General features: G+C 61.0%; 20 protein-coding genes. 3 read left to right on the forward strand and 17 right to left on the reverse strand.

What is annotated here, in order from left to right; genetic code table 11:
* Positions 1-81: 81 nt before the first annotated feature.
* The 13 genes from GA0061102_RS27390 to GA0061102_RS27450 form a co-directional block, all read right to left on the reverse strand.
* On the reverse strand, positions 82-1,014 hold the full coding sequence (locus GA0061102_RS27390; protein WP_092855150.1) for a lipid A biosynthesis lauroyl acyltransferase: 933 nt from the start codon (positions 1,012-1,014) through the stop codon (positions 82-84).
* 5 nt (positions 1,015-1,019) lie between these two features.
* Positions 1,020-2,048, reverse strand: a complete 1,029-nt coding sequence (locus tag GA0061102_RS27395; RefSeq protein WP_092855091.1) for a zinc-binding dehydrogenase — start codon at positions 2,046-2,048, stop codon at positions 1,020-1,022.
* A 54-nt stretch (positions 2,049-2,102) separates the two neighbouring features.
* A complete protein-coding gene (locus GA0061102_RS27400; protein WP_092855093.1) occupies positions 2,103-3,389 on the reverse strand; it encodes a beta-ketoacyl-ACP synthase in 1,287 nt (428 codons plus the stop codon).
* A gap of 11 nt (positions 3,390-3,400) precedes the next feature.
* Positions 3,401-4,606, reverse strand: a complete 1,206-nt coding sequence (locus GA0061102_RS27405) for a beta-ketoacyl-ACP synthase (RefSeq protein ID WP_092855095.1) — start codon at positions 4,604-4,606, stop codon at positions 3,401-3,403.
* Between the two features lie 43 nt (positions 4,607-4,649).
* Positions 4,650-5,123, reverse strand: a complete 474-nt coding sequence (locus tag GA0061102_RS27410; RefSeq protein ID WP_092855097.1) for a 3-hydroxyacyl-ACP dehydratase FabZ family protein — start codon at positions 5,121-5,123, stop codon at positions 4,650-4,652.
* A 123-nt stretch (positions 5,124-5,246) separates the two neighbouring features.
* Positions 5,247-5,525, reverse strand: coding sequence for an acyl carrier protein (locus GA0061102_RS27415; protein ID WP_167668073.1), 279 nt, complete (start codon positions 5,523-5,525; stop codon positions 5,247-5,249).
* 225 nt (positions 5,526-5,750) lie between these two features.
* Positions 5,751-6,179 carry a L,D-transpeptidase gene (locus GA0061102_RS27420; protein ID WP_092855101.1) on the reverse strand — a complete coding sequence of 143 codons (429 nt, stop codon included), beginning with the start codon at positions 6,177-6,179 and terminating at the stop codon, positions 5,751-5,753.
* A gap of 121 nt (positions 6,180-6,300) precedes the next feature.
* A complete protein-coding gene (gene cbiB, locus GA0061102_RS27425; protein WP_092855103.1) occupies positions 6,301-7,281 on the reverse strand; it encodes an adenosylcobinamide-phosphate synthase CbiB in 981 nt (326 codons plus the stop codon).
* A gap of 89 nt (positions 7,282-7,370) precedes the next feature.
* Complete coding sequence (cobD, locus tag GA0061102_RS27430; RefSeq protein WP_092855105.1) at positions 7,371-8,390, reverse strand: threonine-phosphate decarboxylase CobD; 1,020 nt, start codon at positions 8,388-8,390, stop codon at positions 7,371-7,373.
* Entirely contained in the window at positions 8,387-9,694 is a 1,308-nt protein-coding gene (locus GA0061102_RS27435) for a cobyrinic acid a,c-diamide synthase CobB (protein WP_092855107.1), read from the reverse strand. The genes cobD and GA0061102_RS27435 overlap by 4 nt, the downstream gene beginning before the upstream one ends.
* Positions 9,691-10,539, reverse strand: coding sequence for a uroporphyrinogen-III C-methyltransferase (gene cobA, locus GA0061102_RS27440; protein WP_092855109.1), 849 nt, complete (start codon positions 10,537-10,539; stop codon positions 9,691-9,693). The genes GA0061102_RS27435 and cobA overlap by 4 nt, the downstream gene beginning before the upstream one ends.
* Before the next feature lie 211 nt (positions 10,540-10,750).
* The gene (locus GA0061102_RS27445; RefSeq protein WP_092855111.1) at positions 10,751-11,710 is read right to left on the reverse strand and encodes a nucleoside hydrolase; all 960 of its coding nucleotides are present in this window, start codon (positions 11,708-11,710) and stop codon (positions 10,751-10,753) included.
* 162 nt (positions 11,711-11,872) lie between these two features.
* Positions 11,873-12,277 carry a cobalamin biosynthesis protein gene (locus GA0061102_RS27450; RefSeq protein ID WP_092855113.1) on the reverse strand — a complete coding sequence of 135 codons (405 nt, stop codon included), beginning with the start codon at positions 12,275-12,277 and terminating at the stop codon, positions 11,873-11,875.
* 252 nt (positions 12,278-12,529) lie between these two features.
* Here GA0061102_RS27450 and GA0061102_RS27455 point away from each other — a divergent pair, with 252 nt between their 5' ends.
* From GA0061102_RS27455 to GA0061102_RS27465, 3 genes are all read left to right on the forward strand, one after another.
* On the forward strand, positions 12,530-13,315 hold the full coding sequence (locus GA0061102_RS27455; RefSeq protein WP_092855114.1) for a TSUP family transporter: 786 nt from the start codon (positions 12,530-12,532) through the stop codon (positions 13,313-13,315).
* Positions 13,316-13,416: 101 nt separating this feature from the next.
* Positions 13,417-13,782, forward strand: a complete 366-nt coding sequence (locus GA0061102_RS27460; RefSeq protein ID WP_092855116.1) for a nuclear transport factor 2 family protein — start codon at positions 13,417-13,419, stop codon at positions 13,780-13,782.
* Positions 13,779-14,582 (forward strand): helix-turn-helix domain-containing protein, encoded by an 804-nt coding sequence (locus tag GA0061102_RS27465; protein ID WP_092855117.1) that lies wholly within the window; start codon positions 13,779-13,781, stop codon positions 14,580-14,582. Before GA0061102_RS27460 ends, GA0061102_RS27465 begins: the two co-directional genes overlap by 4 nt.
* 15 nt (positions 14,583-14,597) lie before the next feature.
* Here GA0061102_RS27465 and cobO read toward each other — a convergent pair whose 3' ends face one another.
* Genes cobO through cobW form a run of 4 tightly spaced genes read right to left on the reverse strand, consistent with a single transcriptional unit; the run spans position 14,598 to position 20,874 of the window.
* Entirely contained in the window at positions 14,598-15,242 is a 645-nt protein-coding gene (gene cobO / locus GA0061102_RS27470; protein ID WP_092855119.1) for a cob(I)yrinic acid a,c-diamide adenosyltransferase, read from the reverse strand.
* Positions 15,239-15,838 carry a dimethylsulfonioproprionate lyase family protein gene (locus GA0061102_RS27475; protein ID WP_092855121.1) on the reverse strand — a complete coding sequence of 200 codons (600 nt, stop codon included), beginning with the start codon at positions 15,836-15,838 and terminating at the stop codon, positions 15,239-15,241. Before GA0061102_RS27475 ends, cobO begins: the two co-directional genes overlap by 4 nt.
* Positions 15,835-19,815, reverse strand: a complete 3,981-nt coding sequence (cobN, locus tag GA0061102_RS27480; protein ID WP_092855123.1) for a cobaltochelatase subunit CobN — start codon at positions 19,813-19,815, stop codon at positions 15,835-15,837. The genes GA0061102_RS27475 and cobN overlap by 4 nt, the downstream gene beginning before the upstream one ends.
* 9 nt (positions 19,816-19,824) lie before the next feature.
* Complete coding sequence (cobW, locus tag GA0061102_RS27485) at positions 19,825-20,874, reverse strand: cobalamin biosynthesis protein CobW (protein ID WP_092855152.1); 1,050 nt, start codon at positions 20,872-20,874, stop codon at positions 19,825-19,827.
* Between the last annotated feature and the right edge of the window lies 1 nt (position 20,875).

Consider the following 20,875-nt stretch of genomic DNA (forward strand, 5'->3'; position numbering starts at 1 on the left):
AGGGTATACGGAAGGCAATCGTCGCGAAGAGGCAGAAGAAGGCGCCCCCGCCTTCCACCACCTAGGAGCGAAACTGGAAGCTTAGAAAACCGCGTCCTTGATGTTCCAGCGATCGTGATACCAGAGCCATTGCTCGGGATGTTCCCTCACCCAGCTCTCGACTTTGTCGTTCAGCATTTGCGCGGTTGCCGTCAGATCCAGATTGCCCTGCTCGTTGTAAGGCAATTCCAGCCTCGGCTCGATCTCCAGCCTGTAGCGATTGCCAGGCAGGCGGATGCACCGGGCCGGATAGACCTCGCAGTTGAACTGGCGCACGAGCTTCGGCAGGAGCGGATTCGTCTTGACGTCGCGGCCGAAGAACAACGTCTTCAATCCCTTGCGGAATTTCTGGTCGACCAGCACGCCGACGCCGCGCCCCGCTTCCAGCTCCCGGGCAAGGCTGAAGGACGAGCCGGCATGCGACGGCACCAGCTTGCCCATACGTTTTGCCCGGAAGTCGAAAACTTTCTCGGCTACATAAGGATTGTTCGGCGGGCGAAAGAGCACCGTCACCGTCAGACCGAAGGCCGCGCCCGCGACAGGCAGCAGCTCGAAATTGCCGGTATGGCCGGTAAAGACAATGAACGGCCGCGGATTGTCCCTGAGATCGAGAAAGATCGGAATGCCCGAAACCTCGACACGGCCCGGCTTGTCGCTCTCGGGATCGAAATCGAACAGCCGGTCGAGAAAGACATATTCCGCCGCCAGCCGCCCCATATTGCCCCAGCTCGCGAGCGCGACCTCACCGATCTCCGCCTCGCTCTTTTCCGGAAAGGCGTTGCGCAGGTTGGTCAGCATCAGCTTGTGCCTGCGCAAGCGCGGACCGATCTTGCGGGTCAGCCAATCGGCAAATTTGATGCCTCCGTCAGCCGGAAACAGCTTCAGGAAATTCAGGAATCCGAAAATGACCTGCGCCACCAGCCATTGCCGGAAATTTCTAAGCGCAAGGACGATCCGGGTGATGAAGAGCTTCACGCGGCTCAATCCATTTTCAGGATGATCTTGCCGAAGATCTGACGCGATTCCATCCGCTCCAGTGCCCGGTCGATATCGCCGAAGCTCACTTCGGTATCGATCACCGGATGGACCAGCCCGCGCGCCATCTTCTGCATGGCGTTGGCCATGTTCTCCATGCGGCAGCCGAAGGAGCCGAGCAGCTTCAACTGCTGCTGGAACAGCATCATCAGGTTCATTTCGGTGGAAACGCCCGAGGTCGAGCCGCAGGTGACGAGGCGGCCACCGCGCTTCATGCAGAGCATCGAACCCGCCCAGGTATCCTTGCCGACATGCTCGAACACAACGTCGACGCCCTTCTTCTTCGTCAGCTTGCGCACGACGCCCTCGAAACGGTCGGTGCGATAGTTGATGACGTGATCGGCGCCCAGCGCCTTTGCCTTCTCGATCTTGTCGTCGGAGCCTACCGTCGTGATGACGGTGCAGCCGATCTTCTTGGCAAGCTGAATGGCCGCCGTGCCGATGCCCGAGCCGCCGGCATGAACGAGGATGGTTTCACCCGGTTCCAGCTTGGCATTGTCGAATAGCATGTGCTCGACGGTGCCAAAGGTGACGGGCGCAAGTGCCGCGCCGACCGCATCGACGCCGGGAGGAGCCGGAACGAGCAGGCGAGCAGGCAGATTGACCTTCTCCTGCGCGAAACCGTCGAGATGGAAGCCATGCACGCCGCCGACATGTTCGCAGAGATTGTCGCGGCCTTCGCGGCAATGGCGGCAAAGGCCGCAGGTGCGCGCGCCGTAGATCGACACGAGCTGGCCCGGCAGCACGTTGGCAACGCCCGGTCCGATCGCTTCGACCACGCCGGCAGCCTCCGCACCGATGACGAGCGGCATCTTTCGCTTGGCAAAGGCCATGCCGCGCCAGCCCCAGACATCGATATGGTTGAGGGCGACGGCTTTGACACGCAGGGTCACTTCACCTGCGCCCGGCGCCTCTGGCTCCGGCAGATCGGTGATCTCAAGTTTGCGGTCGTCGATCAGTTGCAAAGCACGCATGGCAAAGTCCTTCGCCCCTCGGGCGCAGTTATCATTTATTATTCAAAGGTCCGATTAAGCCGGTTCAAGCGCCATGACAAGGCTGGCGTTCTGACCGCCGAACCCGAAAGAGTTCGAAAGAACGGCATTCACCTGCTTTTCACGCTTCTTGTTCGGCACCACATCGAGGACGATCGACGGATCCGGGTTGTTGTAGTTGATGGTCGGCGGCAGCGTACCCGTCAGCATGGTCTGCAGCGAGAACACCGCCTCGACGGCACCTGCCGCAGTCAGCGTATGGCCGATCATCGACTTGTTCGATGACACCGGAATGGCCGGAAGCCGCTCGCCGAAGACGGCGGACATCGCGCCATATTCCATCTTGTCATTCTCCGGCGTCGAGGTGCCGTGAGCGTTGATGTAGCCGATATCGGCCTCTGCCATGCCGGCATCTGCCAGTGCGGCGCGGATCGTCGCGATCGCCGGACCGCCGTCAGGCGAGGACCGCGTGCGATGGAAGGAGTCGGCCTTGTCGCCTGCGCCCTTCATGATGCCGAGGATCTTGGCGCCGCGGGCAACCGCTGCCTCTAGCGATTCCAGCACCAGCGTCGCCGCCCCTTCCGCGATGACGAAGCCGTCGCGGTCCTTGCTGAACGGCTTGGAAGCCTTGGTCGGCGGGTCGTTCTGGGTCGAGAGAGCCGACAGCAGCGAGAAACGAATGAGCGCTTCGGCGCTGAGCGAACCATCGGTCGCTACGGTCAGCGCGCGCGTCGTGCGGCCCTGACGAATAGCCTCTATGCCGAGCTGGATCGCCGTCACGCCCGATGCACAGGCCGTCGACAGCGTCACCGGAAGGCCGCGCGTGCCGAAGCGGTCGGCAAGACGCTCAGAAATGGCGCCGAAGAGCGCCGCCTCATGGAAAGCCGGATCCGGGCGCTCACGCATGGCAGCCAGGAAACGCTCGTAGGCGTCGCCCTGATGAGCCGCCGGCGGCGAGCGATCGGCCAGTTCGAAGCGAGCATTCCACTCCGGCTCGATCGGAGGCGCAGCCAGAAACAGCGGCGCGTCGAAATCGCCGGAGAAGCCGGCCTGAGCCAAAGCCTCAATCGTCGTTTCGCGCGCAAAAGCATAGGAACGCTCGACGGCATTCGGCACCGGGATATCGATGAAATCCACCGTGCCGGCGATACGCGTCGAAAGACCGTCGGTCGGAAAGCGCGTGATGTTGTGAATGCCCGAAACGCCCGAGGAAAGCGCGTTCCAATTGTCCTCAAGACCCTGGCCGAGCGAGGTGATGATACCCATGCCAGTGACGGCGACGATCGGGCGTCCGAGATGGTCCTTATAGGCGGATGCGGTCATGATGCTGGTCCTCACGCTTCAGCTGATAGTACGGCGATGCCTTCGCCGCGTACATGGCCAACAGTCGTTACAACAGCATTACGTGTACCGGCCGCCATCGGTTTTTCGTGCGCCGCATCGAATGGCGGCACCTTGGCCTGATTGGCCACGGCAAGCGCGGCGAAAGCGATCCCGAGCGTAAACTGGCTCTCGAGCCCATGGCCGGAAATGCCGGAATAGGCGCGAATGGCAGAGCCCGGAAGCTGCGCCTCCAGCACGGCCTTTTCGCGCTGGGCAAGATCATGAATCGCCGTCGTGCCGGAAAAAACGATGCTCACCTCGCCCGCCGCTTGCTTGGCAGACGCAAGCATGCGTTCGAGCCGTGCCTCGAACTTGCCTTCATCGCGCCGGCCACGATCGCCTTCGACCGAATCGATGGTTGCGTAGATGCGGGCGCCTCGGCCCTCGGCATGGGCACGCGATTCGAGCACCAGGAAGGCGCTCATGGAACCCATGATCATGCCGCCGCCGTCTTCCGGCTTGCGCGACCAGAGGGGATGCCAATCACCGATCGCATGTGCGTTGATCGACTCGATCAGCAGGATCATGTCCAACCGTTCTGCCGAGAACGCGGCACCTACCAGCGCATGGCTCGATTCGCCCGACTTGATGCGGTGAAAAGCAGTCTCGACGGCCGAAACGCCGGAGGCTTCTTCCCCCATGAAAGTCCGCGAGGAACCTGTAACCTTGTGGACGATCGAGATATTGCCGGCGAGCAGGTTCGAAAGCTGCGCCAGGAAGAGGGTCGGCCGCAGCTCGGTCGTCAGCTTCTCGTTCAGCAGGAGTTCGCGGTCGTTGCGCTTCAGACCCTCGTTGACGATCAGCGTATCGACGTTGGTATCACGTTCGCCACCGCCAGCCGCGACGATCATATCCATGGTGCCGCAGGCTTCCAGATCATCCTTGAAACCGGCATCGTCGAGCGCCAGACCGGCGGTGAAGACGCCGATGCGCTGCCAGTTTTCCATCTGGCGCTGATCGCCGCGCTTCGGGATCTGCTGCGACCAGTCGATCTCAGGCAGCGGATGTACCGGGTAGGGCTTGAATTTTTCGGTTTCGACGACGGTCGGCGGCGCCTTGTCTGCGGTCAGCAGTGCGACATGCGCATCCTTGCCGACACCCTGACAGGTGACGATGCCGATACCCGTGATCACCACATCATTCTGAGCCTTGCTCATTCATCAATCCTCTTCGAATGCGGCACCCGCAAAGCCGGCAGCGTCAACCGTTGGCGGCGATGGCGTCGAGAAGCCCGACCTCGCCTGCCCGCTTACGCACGATATCGGCGAGCGGCACCTCATTAAACGGCATGGTGCGCAGCTTCAACTGCGCATCGCAGATCTTCTTTCCGGCAATGGTGATCCGCGCCTTGGTCACCGCAAAACCAGACCCATCGTGCTCCAGCTCGGCTTCGATATCCAGCTCCGCTTCCGGCTCGACGAAGGTGCGCATCTTGGCGCCATCGACCGACATCAGGAACGGCATATAGGCAAATTTCGTCGCGGCAAGCACCAGCATGCCCGAAGCCTGCGCCATCGTCTCGATCAGGAGGACGCCGGGAACGAGCGGCATGCCGGGGAAATGGCCTTCGAAAACCGGGCTCTTCGCCGGAACGACGGAATGCGCCTTCAACAGGCCCTTGGACAGATCGACGGACTCGACCTTGTCGATCATCTGGAAATATTCCAGCAGCATCAATGCCTCCGCTCCGACCCGGCAAGGCACCATGCGCCGGGCGGGATACGCTATTTAAGAATGAAACCGCCCGGCCGCCAGATTCAAGGGCGGCTGGGCGTCAAAAAAGTGCAAGGATGTCGCTCAGCCCTTGGCGGCGCGCAACTCGTCGATCTTGGCACAGAGGTTCTTCAGCACGAAGTACTCTTCGGTCGAAACCTTGCCTTCGTTGACTTCCTGCGTCCACTTTTCCAGCGGGATCTTGATCCCGAATTCCTTGTCGATAGCGAAGACGATATCCAGGAAGTCGAGGCTGTCGATGCCAAGGTCGTCGATCGTGTGGCTATCCGGAGTGATCGTCTCGCGGTCGATTTCGCTGGTTTCAGCGATGATGTCGGCAACTTTGTCAAATGTAGCAGTCACTGCCCATACCTCTTGAAATAATAATTCAATCCCCCTCATAGGGAAATCCATTCCAAAAGCCAATGGCTTCCACCAGAAACCCCGGCAATTTGGCGAAACACTGTTGCGCAAACAGCAAAGCGACGCTTGCACTGCAACTACAGGGATCGGGGCCGACATGCGTGCAAGATGCGGCAGCATTACGGCCGATTGCATCTGCAAAGACGCTTGCACAACTATGATCGATCAGTCGCTGATGACGATCCGGGTATTGTGAAGCCCGACATCCGACGCCAACGAGAAGAAGGTTGCAGCATTTCGGGTCTCCAACCGCACGCAACCGTGCGACGCCGGCCTGCCGAGTTGCCTCACCTCGTAAGTACCGTGAACGGCATAACCGCCGTTGAAAAACACGGCATAGGGCATTGGCGCATCATCATATTTCTTCGAACGATGATCTTTGGAAAGCCATTTGGCGGTATAAGAACCGATTGGCGTGACGTAGCCCCTGCGAGCCGTCGACACTTTCCAGCGATATTTGAAAACACCATCCTCGGAAACGGTCATTGTCTGCGAGCGAAGGTCGACGGTTGCAAGCACAGTCCCTGCATTCGCCGAGCCTACGTGAAGTTGCGTACAGATGCATGCGGCAACCGCCGCCATTACATACTTCATCTTATCCCCTCCGACTGTTTGCTTCTTCGTGAAGCAATTCAGACGATGGGAAAGCTTAACAGCAGGCCAATTATACCAAATTAATACGTATAGTGAGCAATATATTAATGGAGATGGCCGCTCACAATAAGATCAGGAACCCCAAAAGGGCGAGAAGCGTCAGCATCGAACATGCCGAGTAGAAGATCGTGATACCTGCTTCGATATCGCTGACGGTCGCCGTATCGCGGCCGGCGCCGTTGATCATCGGTTCGCGCACCAGCTCGCCGCCATAGATGCGCGGTCCTGCGAGCTGTATGTCGAGAGCGCCGGCCATCGCCGCTTCCGGCCTCCCGGAATTCGGCGACCGGTGCAGGCCGCCATCCCTCACCGCGACGCGAATGGTATTTCCGAGCGCCGAAATCCCGCGCTTGGCGAGCGCGCCGACAGCGATCAGCAGAACCGACAGCCGTGCGGCCGGCCAGTTTGCGATATCGTCCAATCGGGCGGCTGCCCGACCGAAATCGATATAGGTCTCCGATTTATGGCCGATCATCGAATCAGCCGTGTTGAGCATCTTGTAGAAGAACAGGCCCGGCAGGCCGAAAATGCCGTACCAGAGCGCCGGCGCCACCACGCCATCCGAGAAGTTTTCGGCAAGGCTCTCGATCGCCGCCCGGCAGACGCCAGGCTCATCCAAGGTCTCCGGATCACGGCCGACGATGCGCGAAACGGCTAAGCGGCCACCCTCTACCCCGTCACTCCGCAACGCCCGCGATACCTCGCCGACATGATCGGCTAGGCTCTTCTGCGCCAGGAATACGGCCACAAGCGCCGCTTCCACCAATATGCCGAGCCAGCCGAAGAAAGCGAGCAGCCCATGAACAGCCCAGCCGACGATGGCCGCTCCCATGAGCAAGGCAATGATCGACATGACGCCGTTGCGGCGGCGAAGCACGCCGGAGAGGTGTTTTCCGTTGAAGCGGCGATCGAAGAACGAAATCGCCTTGCCGAACACGACGACAGGATGTGGCAGGCGCTGCCACAGCCAATCGGGATCCCCGACGATACGATCCAGCAGCAATGCAAGGACGAGAATGAGCAGATGTTCGTCGGCGGTCATGTCGAATAGCCCTCTAGAGCATGATGCCGAAAAAGTGTGAGCGGTCTTCGGACGACATCATGCTCTATTTATTTGTTTCTGGAGCAGATTCAGATTTTAGGTCGAACAGACCTAAAATCATCCGACTCCAGTGCCCCGGCGAGTTTTCGGTCCGCTTCTTCATCTGGAGCAAGGCCGAAGCGCAGCCAATTGCGCGCATAATCGAACTTGCGGACCAGAATATGGTGGCGGCAGAGATGCGTATATATGCCTTCCGTGCGCTCGTCGGCAACCAGCGCGAACAATGCCGTGCCCCCTGCGACGTGCAGACCCGAGTGACGGAGAATCCTCTCCAGCGCAAGGCGTCGTTGAAGAATGCGGTCGCGAATGGCGCTCGTGTCGCTCTCCATCAGAGACGTCGCGATCGAAAGCGCCGGACCGGACACCGCCCAGGGGCCGAGCCAATCCTCGAAGCGAGCCATGATCGAAGCCTCGGCAATCACGAAACCGAGCCGCAAGCCGGCCATGCCGAAGAACTTGCCGAATGACCGGAAAATGATGAGGCCCGGCATGGAGGCGGCATATGGCGCAACGCTCGCTTCCGGCTCGACATCGCCGAATGCCTCGTCGACCAGAAGAATGCCGCCCAATTGACGTTGCCTGTCGTGCAAATCGTGCAAGCGGTCGACCGGCAGCATCCGCCCGTCCGGATTATTGGGGTTGACGACGACGACGAGCCTGTCGTCTGAAGTCAGATCGGCAATCGTCGAGACTTGACGGACCTTCAGGCCTGCAAGCGTGAAAGCGCGAGCATATTCGCCATAGGTCGGCGACAGGATGGCAATGCTTCCACCGATCACGAGCCTGGGAAGCAGCTGGATGACCGATTGCGTACCCGGTACGGGCAAGGGCAGGATATCACCGCTGCGATAATATCCCCTCGCCGCCTCGCGTGCCCGCTCCTGCAAATGCTGGTCCGGCAGCCGATGCCAGGCCGAAACGGGCACCTCCGGTAGGGCGACGGGGTTGGGGTTGATGCCGGTCGACAGATCCAGCCAGTCTTCCGGCCGCCCGCCATACTGACGAGCTGCCTCTGTGATGCCGCCGCCATGCACGATCTTGTCCGTCATGCCGTATCACCGGCAATGTCGATCAGGTGCATATAGGAGCCCGCGACATTGGCGCGCTGCAGGCCGGCCGCACCCAGATCGGTGCCGAGCGCATCCTTGACGGCAAACAGCCGATCCGCCTCGCCTTCCGAAACGATAGTCGAATAGTGAAACTCATGCGCCGACATCGGCTTTTCGAAGAAAGAACCGCCAAGCGGCGTCACGCGCCGATAGCCCAGATGGCGCTGGCGATTCTCATAGCTGGTCACGACCGGCAAAAGACCGAGCATGCCGTGACGCATCCCCGCAGCATCCACCAGCCCATCGCCAAGAACCATATAGCCGCCGCATTCGCCGTAAATTCGCACCCTGCGCGCCGCTGCCTCCCTCATGGCCGACTGAAACTGATGGGCCTCCGCAAGCTTTCCCGCATGCAGTTCGGGATAGCCGCCAGGCAGATAGATTGCATCCGCATCGGCCGCCGGCCCCTCGTCCGCCAAGGGGGAAAAGAAGGAGATTTCGGCACCGCGCCGCCGCCAGCCGAGCAGCATGTGCTCATAGCAGAAGGCGAAGGCTATATCGCGCGCCACCGCGATGCGCTGGCCAAACGGCATGAGACGCGCGATGTTGGCAGCCGATGGATGCACGACATTCTGTTGTGCGGCCCTGAGCAGCATCTCGAAATTGCAGGCCTTGGATACGATGCCGGCCGCAGATTCGATGAAATGCTCCAGCGCGGCATGCTCTCCGGCCTGAACAAGCCCGAGGTGCCTTTCCGGCAGCGCCAGGCTCTTGTCGTTGCCGATGGTAGCGAGAATAGGCATCCGCACCGCGTCCAGCGCCCGGCGCAGCATTCCCTCGTGTCTCTCGCTGGCGACACGATTGAGCACGACGCCTGCAATACGGATATCAGCGCGGAAATTGGCGAAACCGCTGACGACGGCCGCAACCGAATGCGACATGCGCGAAACATCGACAACGAGGACGACGGGCAGATTGAGCAGGGCCGCAAGATCAGCGGGCGTGCCGGAGCCGTCGGCGGCCCCATCGAACAGGCCCATCATCGCTTCGATGACGAGCATCCGGCCACCGGCGCGATGAAGCGCCGAGTTGGCGGATATGAGCTCCGCGCGCATGGCCCAGGGATCGAAATTGAGGCAGGGCGAACCTGCAGCCGCCGCATGAAAGGCAGGATCGATATAATCGGGACCGGCCTTGCCCGATGCGACGGCGACGCCCCTTTGCCGCAGCGCTCTCAGCAGGCCGAGCGTGAATGTGGTTTTGCCGGAACCCGATGCCGGTGCGGCAATCAGCAAGCCGCTCATGCCGACACCTTATGCCCGCTTCCCGTCCGCCCCTCCGTCACCGGCAGCAGCTTGCGGCCGGAAAGAGCACCGAGCCAATCGAGGGAGGGCCGCAGTTTCACGACGTTACCGACGACGACGATGGCGGGAGGTTGGAGGCCAGAGGCCTCGATGTCGGCCGGCGCGCATCCGAGCGTCGTTTCCAGCACTCGTTGAGAAGGAGTTGCGGCATCGCAGACGAAGGCCACCGGCTCATCCGGCGAACGGCCTGCTGCAATGAGATTGGCACTGATCTGGGCGATATGTTTCATCGCCATATACATCACGATAACGGGCGATCCCTTGCCGATCGCATCCCAGTTGATCGCGTCGGGCACGAGGCCAGACGAATCATGGCCGGTCAGGAAGGTAACGGCATGATTGACGTCACGATGGGTAACCGGGATGCCGGCATAGGCAAGACCGCCGATGCCCGCAGTAATCCCCGGAACAATCCGGAAGGGAATACCATGTTCGACCAGGGTCAGCGCTTCCTCGCCGCCACGCCCAAAGACAAATGGATCGCCGCCCTTAAGGCGCAGAACGCGTTTGCCCGCGCGCGCAAGCTCCACGAGGCGCAGGGAAATATCCCGCTGCTTGGCCGAAGGCTTGCCGCCACGCTTGCCGGCATACTCGAACACGGCACCCGGCCGGGCGAGCTTCAGGCAATCTTCATTCACCAGCGCGTCATGCACGACGATATCCGCCTCGGCCAACCCCTTGGCGGCCAGGAGGGTCAGCAGTCCTGCGTCCCCCGGCCCGGCGCCCACAAGCCAAACGGTGCCCGGTTCTAACGCTGGCAGATTGGAAAATACGGTATCGCTCATCCACCTGTCCTATGCCCGGATGGTCGAAATTGCAATGTTGAGAACGGGATAAGGCAGTGGCGAGAGGCCGAATGACGTGTCGCCACACCGCGCTGCTTTCCGGCCCTGTCATATCCGGAAACGCAAGCAACGATATGGCAAGCTCGAATAATGACGGCTCCCCAGAGGGGGAGAGTGCGAAGAGGACCCAAGCGCCCTCTTCGCCTCAGACTCAGTGCTTGACCTTGCCCAAAATCACGTCGCGGATCAGATCGAGAACCTGCTGAGAGCGAATGCCCGTGCAGGCGATCTGGCTCGGCAGATTATCCCAATCGCCCGGCGGAAAGCGACGGCCGTCCTGCTTGATGATCGTCTGACCATCGGCAATGCCGCCGCAGACGACGCGAATCGATCCCTCGATCGTGTCGAACAGCTCTGGCGCCACGACATAGACGCAGGCGCAGCTGTCATGAACCATCATGCCGTCATCGACGGCGTGCTCGTAGAAATCGATATAGGATTGCGACAGGTCGGCGAGCAGCTGAACTGACGGGCCGCCAGCCTTTGCCATGTCGGCCAGATAGCTGCGGCTCATGGTCGTCACCGACGTCACATCGAGACCAACCACGACAACCTTCCAGGCGCCCGTCATGACGAAATCGGCAGCTTCCGGATCGCCATGAATATTGGCCTCGGCGACCGGGGACACGTTGCCCGGCACATAGAAATTTCCGCCCATGATGACGACGCCCTTCACGAGCGAAGCGATCTCGGGATCATGCTTCAACGCCAGCGCCAGATTGGTCATGCGACCGACGGCGACCAGGGTCACCTCGCCCGGATTGGCGCGAACGGTGTCGATGATGAACTGATAGGCTGGCCGCGGATCGGTCGGCAGATCGATCGCTTCAGGCACGTCGATATCGCCAAGGCCGTTATGGCCATGAACCATCGTCGGCCAAGGGCGTTCATGCCGCGAAGGATCGAAAGTGACGCTGGCGCCGCGTGCCACCGGGCACGGAATATTCCATTCGCGCTTAAGGAACAGCGCGTTGCGTGTCGTCGTATCGACGGAGGCGTTGCCGAAAACCGTCGTCACGCCCAAAAGGTCGATATTCGGGTGACGATGCAGGAAGAGAAGCGCCATGGCGTCATCGACGCCCGGATCCGTATCATAAATGACCTTATGCATGATTTTTCCTTACCAACATACTGAATAAGCTTGATCTTCCGGAAAATTCCTCCCGTCGCGGATCATGCTTGAACTACTGGAATACACGAGTTCCTCCGGCGGCGAAATGCCGCCGCGAAGCCACACGGATCATTTGCGGGAATTGCGACGCGATTTTGGTGTTCAGTCAATCCTGGCGATCGCAGCCGTGGCAAAACCGGACTTTATCTTGGGAAGCACGAGTTCCGCATCCGGACCAGCAGCCGCCAACGCAGCCGCCTCGGCAACGCCGTGACAACCGACACGGGCGAAGACGAGCTCAGAGGGGTTCTTCAGGCGAGGCGTCTCCCGCTCGAGCTCCGCGGCTTCGAAGAAGCGCAGGGGCAGACGAAAATGAGCGGCAACCTCGATTATGGCCGGCTCCTCCATGCGCGTATCGATGGAAACTACTGCCAGAACCTGCTCGCTTCCAATTCCAACCTCATGGAAGGCTCGCTCCGCTAGCGCGCGCACTTCGTTCCAGTCCGCACCGCGCTCACAGCCCAGACCGAGAATGTAGCGTCGAGTCAAATTGGCATAGGTCGTCATAGTCACTCCCCGGCGGCGAAGGCAGGCATCAAAGCTCTAACGCATGTCGCGCAAAAGTGTGCAGCGGTTTTGCGGCAACGACATGCGCAAAATCAAGGGCCTAAAGCGCAGGAAGCGAATCTGAAAGATCGCGATGCGCTTTAGCCATCCATCCCCGCCTCGTCAATTTTGGCAGCTGTGTCCCGCAGGCAATTGCCTTGACGTTGCCGGAGTGCAAGAAGGCGTTTCATTTCACGCCTCAGAGTTCCTGCCTTGCACGATGTTACCCTTCAGATCCTGCTTCTGCTCTTTGCCGCCGCTTTCTTTGCCGGCTTCGTCGATTCCATCGCAGGCGGCGGCGGCCTGGTGACCGTGCCCGCCATGCTGCTCGCGGGCATACCGCCGCTGCAGACCCTTGGCACCAATAAAGTGCAATCGATCTTCGGCTCGGCCTCAGCAACCATCGCCTATGCGCGGCAGGGGCATGTACAGCTTCGCGAACAGCTGCCAATGGCGCTGATGGCCGTTATCGGCGGCATGTTCGGCGCAATGCTGGCGACGGTGATGCCGAGCGAGGTGCTGCGCATCATCCTGCCTTTCCTGCTGATCGCCATCGCACTCTATTTTGCCGTGAAGCCCAATTTGGGCGACGTCGAGAAACACCGGCGCATGACCGCCGGGCTCTTCGGCGTGACGTTCGTGCCCCTGATCGGCTTCTACGATGGGGCATTCGGGCCTGGTACGGGCTCGTTCCTGATGCTGGCTTTCGTGACGCTCGCCGGCTTCGGCCTTTTGAAGGCGACGGCGCATACGAAACTGCTCAACTTCGGTTCGAACCTCGGCAGCTTGATCGTGTTCATCTTCTCCGGCGCCATTCTCTGGAAAGTCGGGCTGATCATGGGCGTCGGTCAATTTCTCGGTGCCCAGGTCGGCTCGCGGCTCGCCATGCGCATCGGTGCGAAACTGATCAAGCCGCTGCTGGTGGTCGTCTGCATCGCCTTCGCAGTCAAGCTCTTGTCGGACCCCGCCCATCCCGTCCGCATCTGGCTCGGGCTCTAACAAACGGGCCTTTGATTACCTCTGACGTAATTGATACTGCTTCGGTACGCGCCGATGATCGCCCTGCCTGAACGGTTCAGGCGATCCAAAGGAGTTGACCGATGACTGATGCGAACATCATTGCAGAACGCTATATCGCCATCTGGAACGAGGCCGATGCCGAACGCCGGCGGGCGCTCATTGCCGAGGCTTGGACGGAAGCCTGCAGCTACATTGACCCGATGATGCGTGCTGACAATCAGGAGCAGATCCACGCGCTGGTCACGGCCGCGCACGACCGCTTCCCCGGATTCCGCTTCACCCTGATCACCGACGGCGACCGCCATGGCGACAACCTCCGCTTCTCCTGGGGCTTCGGTCCGACCGGTGCCGAGCCGCTGATCAAGGGCACGGATTTCGCCATACTGGAAGGCGAGCGGCTGAAGTCCGTTCACGGCTTCATCGATCAGCTGCCGGCTGCCGCATGATGAACCCGGCCCGCTCTTTCGGCGATCATCTGCGCGAATGGCGGCAGCGACGCCGCCTGAGCCGGCTCGAATTCGCCCTTGAAGCCGATATATCGCAACGACATCTGAGCTTCATCGAGAGCGGGCGCGCGCTTCCAAGCCGCGAGATGCTGATGCATCTCGCCGAACGGCTCGGCGTGCCGTTGCGCGAGCGCAACCCGATGCTTCTGGCGGCGGGATTTGCCCCGGTCTTTCCCGAACGCAAGCTGGATGATCCGGCGCTTGCGCCGGCACGACGAGCAATCGACATGCTCCTGAAGGGGCACGAACCCTGCCCGGCCCTGGCAGTCGACCGGCACTGGACGCTGGTCGCCGCCAATGCCGCCGTCACGCCGCTTCTCGCCGGTGTCGTCGATACCTCGCTGACCGAGGGGCCGATCAACGTCCTGCGGCTCAGTCTGCATCCACATGGCCTGGCGCCTCGGATCGCCAATCTGGCCGAATGGCGCGCGCATCTGCTGGAGCGCCTGCGCCAGCAGATCACCGCCACCGGCGATCCTGTCCTGTCGAAACTGTTGGACGAATTGTCGGTCTATCCTGCACCGGCAATACAGAAATCACCTGCCCCGGAGCGAGATTTCGCCGGAATTGCGGTGCCGCTTGAGCTCATCAGCGAGGCGGGATACCTTTCCTTCCTCTCGACAACGACCGTCTTCGGAACACCTGTCGATATCACGCTATCGGAACTCGCGATCGAATCCTTCTTCCCCGCAAACCAGCAGACTGCGGAAACGCTGAGGACGATGCTACCGGGCTCTTGAAAGCCCGGCCAGCGATCAGAACTCGACGCCTGGCTGCCCCTTGATGCCCGAGCGGAAGGGATGCTTGACCAATTCCATCTCTGTGACGAGATCGGCAATCTCGATCAGCTCTTCCTTGGCGTTACGGCCCGTCAAGACGACATGGGTCATGTAGGGCTTCTCGGTCTTCAGGAATTCGAGCACTTCGTTGATGTCGAGATAGTCGTAGCGCAGCGCGATATTGATTTCATCAAGCAGTACCATCGAGTTCCGCTCGTCTCGGATCAGCTCCTTGGCTTTTTCCCAGGCTGCCGAGGCGGCCGCCACGTCGCGGGCGCGATCCTGCGTCTCCCAGGTAAAGCCCTCGCCCATCGTGTGGAACTGGCAGATATCGGAGAAATGCTTCTCGATCAGGTCGCGCTCGCCGGTCCACATGGCGCCCTTGATGAACTGCACCACGGCGCTGGGCTTCCCATGGGCGATATGGCGGAAGATCATGCCGAAAGCGGAGGAGGATTTTCCCTTGCCCTTGCCGGTATGGACGATGATCAGGCCCTTCTCATCGGTCTTGGTCGCCATGATCTTATCGCGCGCGGCCTTCTTCTTGGCCATCTTGTCGGCGTGACGAGCATAGTCGCTCTTCGGTGCGTCCGCGCCGGTTTCGGCCAGTTCATCGCTCATTGCATGCTCCCTGATATGATCGATTTTTGTGCCAGCGGCCCGCCACGCCAGAGATAGAGCGCGACGAGCGGCTCATCTTCCGTGCGCATGGCATGGCGGATGTTCGAGGGGTGATGGATGATCTCGCCCGACCAACGCGGCAGGAACGGCTGGCCATCCTTGCTCCACAGCGAGCCGTCGGTCAGAGGGATATAGATTTCCTCGGCCGTATGGTGATGGTCCGGATAATGCACCCCGGGGCCAAGCAACAAAAAGCCGCCGGCCATCTCCTCGCTTGCGAAATGTCCTCGCGTGCCGAAAAGCTCGACCCAGCCATATCGCTGCAGAAAATCTCCGCCGAAATCGGTGATGCTGTAGGTCTGGGCCCAATGCAGCGTATCCGCTGCATTCGCGAGCCGGTCGAACAGGGCTCCTTCCGCCCCATTGCCCGGTCGCTCGAGGTCGCGAAGATAGGCGACGACAGGCAGGTCGCGCGGCGCGAGCGACCGCTCCGTCATTGACCAGTCAAAGCCCTCAATGAAATGGTGCAACACCGGATCGCTGCGCGACACGAGATAGTCCCGAAAGGCCGCGAAAAGCTCGTCGACCGCGCTCATGCCATCACCTCTTTGCCGTCTTTCAGGCTTTCCAGATCGAATCTCGCCGAATTGCTTCTCGGCGTCCAGAGCTTCCGATCGATTGCCTCCAGCAAACGCTCCCGCATGTCCCTCAGCGCGGCCGGGTTCTTCTCCGCCATGAAGTCGCGCACGCGCTGATCGACGACGAAAGCCTGATAGACGGCTTCGAAATGATGATTGCGCACCGCGCCGGTCGTCGCGGCAAAGGCGAAGAGATAGTCTACCGTTGCGGCGATCTCGAACGCACCCTTGTAGCCATGGCGCATGATGCCCTCGATCCACTTGGGATTGACGACGCGCCCGCGCACGACCCGGCCGATCTCCTCTTCGAGGGAGCGGATCACAGGCTTTTCCGGCCTTGAATGGTCGTTGTGATAGATCGAGGGACGCGCACCACCAAGCTGCTCGGCCGCCGCCGCCATGCCGCCCTCGAACTGATAATAGTCGTCGCTATCAAGCAGATCGTGCTCGCGATTGTCCTGGTTCTGCACGACCGCCTGGATAGAGCGCAATCTTTCCTCGAAGACGCCACGCTCGGCCCTTCCCTCCTCGCCGGCGCCATAGGCATAGCTGCCCCAGACGAGATAAGCCTCGGCCAGATCCGCACGCCGCTCCCAGCCCTTCTCATCGATGAGCGCCTGCAGACCGGCGCCGTAAGCCCCGGGCTTGGAGCCGAAGATACGATAACCGGCCCTGCGGCTGGCAGAGACTTTGTCGAGACCGGCTGCTTCAAGCCGCGCGATCTCGCCGCGCATGCGCGCCGCAATTGGATTGTCAGCCGCATCCTCATCAAGCGCGCCAACGGCCCGGATCGCCTTGTCGAACAAGGCGATCTGCTCGGGAAAGGCGTCACGGAAAAAGCCGGAGATACGCAGCGTGACGTCAACACGCGGCCGCCGCAGCATGGCGGGCGGAATGATCTCATAGCCGGTAACGCGGCGCGAGGTCATGTCCCAGACCGGCTTAACGCCGATCAGCGCCAGAGCCTGTGCGACATCGTCGCCGCCCGTGCGCATGTTCGATGTGCCCCAGGCCGTCAGGCCGAAGGAAACCGGCCATTCGCCATGGTCCTGAACGTAGCGGCGGATCAGCAGTTCGGCTGATTTCTTGCCAAGCTCGTAAGCGGCCGGCGTCGGCACGGCACGGCTGTCGACCGAATAGAAGTTCCGCCCTGTCGGCAGAACATCCGGCCGACCCCGCGTCGGCGCGCCGGAGGGGCCGGGCGGGACAAAACGGCCGTCGAGGCCTTTGAGCAGAGCTGCGATCTCTGCGTCGCCGCAAGCGAGGATAGAAGGCTGGAGCTGCGAAGTGATCTCGCCGAGGACCGTGTGGGTGTTTGGCCAGCTGTCGGGGCAGGCCGTTTCGCCCGAGACGAGTTGTGCGGCCAGGAGTTCGATGCGTTCGACGGTATCGCCTTGCGTGCGCCAGGGGGTATCCGAGACATCTTGGAGAATTGAGGGGCGTGGGCCGCTCCATTCGGCGGCCATATCACAGTCTAACGGGTCGAACGGTTTGCTCCGATAAATACCCCCCTCTGTCAGCTTCGCTGACATCTCCCCCACAAGGGGGGAGATTGGGGGGAGTATGCCGCTCTGCTTTCCTGCCCATTCACCAACAGTGTCAGCCGATGCGATCTCAGTTTGATGGTAGGAAGCGCCACGAGCAACCAATCTCCCCCCTTGTGGGGGAGATGTCGCGAAAGCGACAGAGGGGGGTATAGCACCCTCCAAGCTCTCAAACGCATCCCGCGCAATCGCCCGTTGCAAGCTCTGATCGCCACCCTCTCCCAGCCCGCGCGGAACCCGCGCCAGCGCCACCGTCAGGTCCGTCAGCAGTCGTCCGGAAGGCGAAACGCCGAAGATGTGCAGGCCGTCACGGATCTGCATTTCCTTGAGGTCGCAGAGATACGCGTCGAGCTTGCGCAATACCTCGTCTTCGCCCTCGCCCTTGGCGATGCCGGCATCCTGATCGAGACCGATATCGGCGACGAGATCGAGGATTTGCTTGCGCAGGAGACGGATGCGGCGTGGATCGCCACCCGACGCCTCGTAATATTCATCGACTAATGCCTCCAGATCCTTCAGAGGGCCGTAGCTTTCGGCGCGCGTCAGTGGCGGCGTCAGATGATCAATGATGACGGCGCTCGTCCGGCGCTTGGCCTGCGTGCCTTCGCCGGGATCGTTGACGATGAAGGGATAGAGGTTCGGCAGCGGCCCGAGGATCGCTTCCGGATAGCAGTTTTCCGACAGGGCCAGCGCCTTGCCCGGCAACCATTCGAGATTGCCATGCTTGCCCATGTGGATGACCGCATGCGCATCGAAGGAGCGGCGCAGGAACGCATAGAAGGCGAGATAGCCGTGCGGCGGCACGAGATCAGGAGAGTGGTAGCTCTCCTTCGGATCGATGTTGTAACCCCGCGCCGGCTGGATGCCGACAAGCACATCGCCGAAGCGGGCGAACGGCAGGGCAAAGCCGCCATTCAGCGCGTAAGGATCCGCCTCCGGATTGCCCCAACGGCCGGTAATCTCATCTTGAATCTGTTTTGGAAGAGACCAGAAGAAATCCTTGTAGTCGCTGAAGGAAAGCGTCTCGCGAACCAAGCGGCCGTCATGACCCGAATTTGTGGGACCTTCCGCCAGATGCCGCATCAGCGCATCGCCATCGGCGGGCAGATCGGCAACGCCATAGCCTGCCGCCCGCATCGCCTTCAGCACCTCGATCGTGCCGGCAGGCGTGTCGAGCCCGACACCATTGCCCAGACGCCCATCCCGGTTGGGATAGTTCGCCATGACAAGCGCGACGCGGCGGCCACCGGGCAGCATATTGCGCAGCCGCGCCCAATTGGCTGCGAGCCTCGCCGTATAGCGCATGCGATCCTCAAGCGGTTCGCTGGCAACGATATTGGCCTCGACCCGTTCGTCGTAACGAGCGGCAGCCTTGAAGGACACGGCACGCGCGAGAACGCGCCCGTCGACTTCAGGCAGCGCCACATTCATGCCGAGATCGCGCGCCGAAAGCCCCTGCGAGGATGCCTCCCAAGCCTCTTTGGACGAAGCAGAAAAGATTGCCTGAAGAACGATGGCTTCACCCGTCTCCAGGACCGTCGGCTGACGATCCGCACCCGGTGCCGAAACGGCAAAACCCGTGGAATTGATGACCACACCGGGCTTCAATTCGGTAAAGACGCTTTCAAGGATGCCGACGGAGACCGGATCCTTGAGACTATAGGCAAAGACCGGAAGAGGCCGCATGCCTTCGACGATAAGCGCCTGCATCATGGCTTCGACAGGCTTCGTCTCGCCGCTTTGAACCAGCGCGCGATAGAAGGAAATCGCGATCGTCGGGGGGGCAAATCCCTCCACCGCTGCCACATCGGCTTTGGAAACTCGCTTCCACTCGTCGACGCCGATCACGCCCCGCCCCGGCCACCAGATGCCGGCCTTCATCAGAGGCACGGCGGGCATGGGCTTCTCGGCGCCTGATAGTATCGCCTCTGCATAAGCGAGAAATGCTCTGGAATTCGTCTCGCCGCCCTCGATCAGATAGGACCAGAGCGCATTGAGATCATCGAGAGCCACATTAGAGAATGGCGTCAGTCCGGGATCGGGCTTCGAATCCCCCGGCAACACTGCAATCAAGGCACCCTGGCGCGCCGCACAGGCATGCAGCGCCTCCAGTGCATAATGGAAGTAGCTCGCGCCTCCTAACGCCCGGACGATGATGAGCTTCGCATGCCGCGCGGTCCGGTCGATATAGGTATCGACGGACATCGGATGTTTGAGGCTCATCAGGCTTGCAAGCCGAAGGGAACGGCCGCCCTCACCGTGGGCTGCGGCAATCGCCGCAAGCTCGGTGTCGGCTGCCGACAGAAAGAGGATATCAGCAGGCGATTGGCCAAGATCGATCGCCTCTTCGCCGTCGCTGATGGTTCCCTTCTGGGCTAGGAGAAGATGCATGGACTGACCTTAGACCAGCGCCTCGATCGCCTTACGCACGATCGTCTCGTCCATCTCGTGCAGGCCGATCACCACAAACCGGGTCGCCCGTGCTTCGCCCGGTGTCCAGGCGCGATCGAAATAGGTGTCGATGCGGCTGCCGACAGCCTGCACCTGCAGGCGCATAGGCTTGCCGGGCACATCGACGAAGCCCTTGAGGCGCAAGACGTCATGCTCCACAATCACGCCCTTCAAGGCGTCGATGAAGGCGGCCGGGTCTGCTATCGGGCCAAGCTCGACCACAAAGCTGTCAAATTCGTCGTGATCGTGCGGCGTGCCGTCCTCATGCTCGAGTTCATGATGGGATTTACGGTTGACGATATCGCCCTCGGTACCGATGCCGAGACCAAGCAGGATAGCGGCCGGCACGTCGCCATTCTTCGCTTCGATGATCGTCGGCTTGCGGGCGGTGCGCGAGGCGACCTCGGCGCGGACACGGCCAAGACCATCGACATCGATCAAATCGGTCTTGTTGAGCACGATCAGATCGGCGCAGGTCAGCTGATCTTCGAACAATTCTTCGATCGGGCTTTCGTGATCGAGCGAGTCATCCTCGACGCGGCGGGCCTCGACTGCGTCATGATCGTCAGCGAAACGCCCAGCCGCAACGGCGGCGCTGTCGACCACCGTGATGACGCCATCGACGGTGACGTGGGTGCGAATGTCAGGCCAGTTAAAGGCGGCGACTAGCGGCTGCGGCAACGCAAGGCCCGAGGTTTCGATGACGATGTGATCCGGGCGCGAGTCGCGCTCCAAAAGCTTCGTCATTGTCGGGATGAAATCGTCAGCGACGGTGCAGCAGATACACCCGTTGGTCAGCTCGATGATATCGTCTTCCGTGCAGTTCTCCGCGCCGCAGCCCTTGAGCACGTCGCCGTCGACGCCGAGATCACCGAATTCGTTGATGATCAGCGCGATCTTCTTGCCGCCGGCATTCTGCAGGAGGTTGCGGATCATCGTCGTCTTGCCGGCTCCCAGGAAGCCGGTGATGACGGTGGCGGGAATCTTTTCCTGATTCATA

This window comes from Martinezella miluonensis (genome assembly GCF_900094545.1).
In the GTDB taxonomy this organism is placed as follows: Bacteria; Pseudomonadota; Alphaproteobacteria; order Rhizobiales; family Rhizobiaceae; genus Rhizobium; species Rhizobium miluonense.

What these genes read in the sequence shown, in the direction of transcription:
- GA0061102_RS27465 (WP_092855117.1), top strand. Translation starts at nt 13,779, where the DNA reads ATGATGAACCCGGCCCGCTCTTTCGGCGATCATCTGCGCGAATGGCGG.
- GA0061102_RS27400 (WP_092855093.1), bottom strand. Translation starts at nt 3,389, where the DNA reads ATGACCGCATCCGCCTATAAGGACCATCTCGGACGCCCGATCGTCGCC.
- GA0061102_RS27435 (WP_092855107.1), bottom strand. Translation starts at nt 9,694, where the DNA reads ATGAGCGGCTTGCTGATTGCCGCACCGGCATCGGGTTCCGGCAAAACC.
- cobW (WP_092855152.1), bottom strand. Translation starts at nt 20,874, where the DNA reads ATGAATCAGGAAAAGATTCCCGCCACCGTCATCACCGGCTTCCTGGGA.
- GA0061102_RS27450 (WP_092855113.1), bottom strand. Translation starts at nt 12,277, where the DNA reads ATGACGACCTATGCCAATTTGACTCGACGCTACATTCTCGGTCTGGGC.
- GA0061102_RS27410 (WP_092855097.1), bottom strand. Translation starts at nt 5,123, where the DNA reads ATGCTGCTGGAATATTTCCAGATGATCGACAAGGTCGAGTCCGTCGAT.
- cobO (WP_092855119.1), bottom strand. Translation starts at nt 15,242, where the DNA reads ATGAGCGATGAACTGGCCGAAACCGGCGCGGACGCACCGAAGAGCGAC.
- GA0061102_RS27420 (WP_092855101.1), bottom strand. Translation starts at nt 6,179, where the DNA reads ATGAAGTATGTAATGGCGGCGGTTGCCGCATGCATCTGTACGCAACTT.
- GA0061102_RS27475 (WP_092855121.1), bottom strand. Translation starts at nt 15,838, where the DNA reads ATGAGCGCGGTCGACGAGCTTTTCGCGGCCTTTCGGGACTATCTCGTG.
- GA0061102_RS27405 (WP_092855095.1), bottom strand. Translation starts at nt 4,606, where the DNA reads ATGAGCAAGGCTCAGAATGATGTGGTGATCACGGGTATCGGCATCGTC.
- cobD (WP_092855105.1), bottom strand. Translation starts at nt 8,390, where the DNA reads ATGACGGACAAGATCGTGCATGGCGGCGGCATCACAGAGGCAGCTCGT.
- cobN (WP_092855123.1), bottom strand. Translation starts at nt 19,815, where the DNA reads ATGCATCTTCTCCTAGCCCAGAAGGGAACCATCAGCGACGGCGAAGAG.
- GA0061102_RS27395 (WP_092855091.1), bottom strand. Translation starts at nt 2,048, where the DNA reads ATGCGTGCTTTGCAACTGATCGACGACCGCAAACTTGAGATCACCGAT.
- GA0061102_RS27460 (WP_092855116.1), top strand. Translation starts at nt 13,417, where the DNA reads ATGACTGATGCGAACATCATTGCAGAACGCTATATCGCCATCTGGAAC.
- cbiB (WP_092855103.1), bottom strand. Translation starts at nt 7,281, where the DNA reads ATGACCGCCGACGAACATCTGCTCATTCTCGTCCTTGCATTGCTGCTG.
- GA0061102_RS27445 (WP_092855111.1), bottom strand. Translation starts at nt 11,710, where the DNA reads ATGCATAAGGTCATTTATGATACGGATCCGGGCGTCGATGACGCCATG.
- cobA (WP_092855109.1), bottom strand. Translation starts at nt 10,539, where the DNA reads ATGAGCGATACCGTATTTTCCAATCTGCCAGCGTTAGAACCGGGCACC.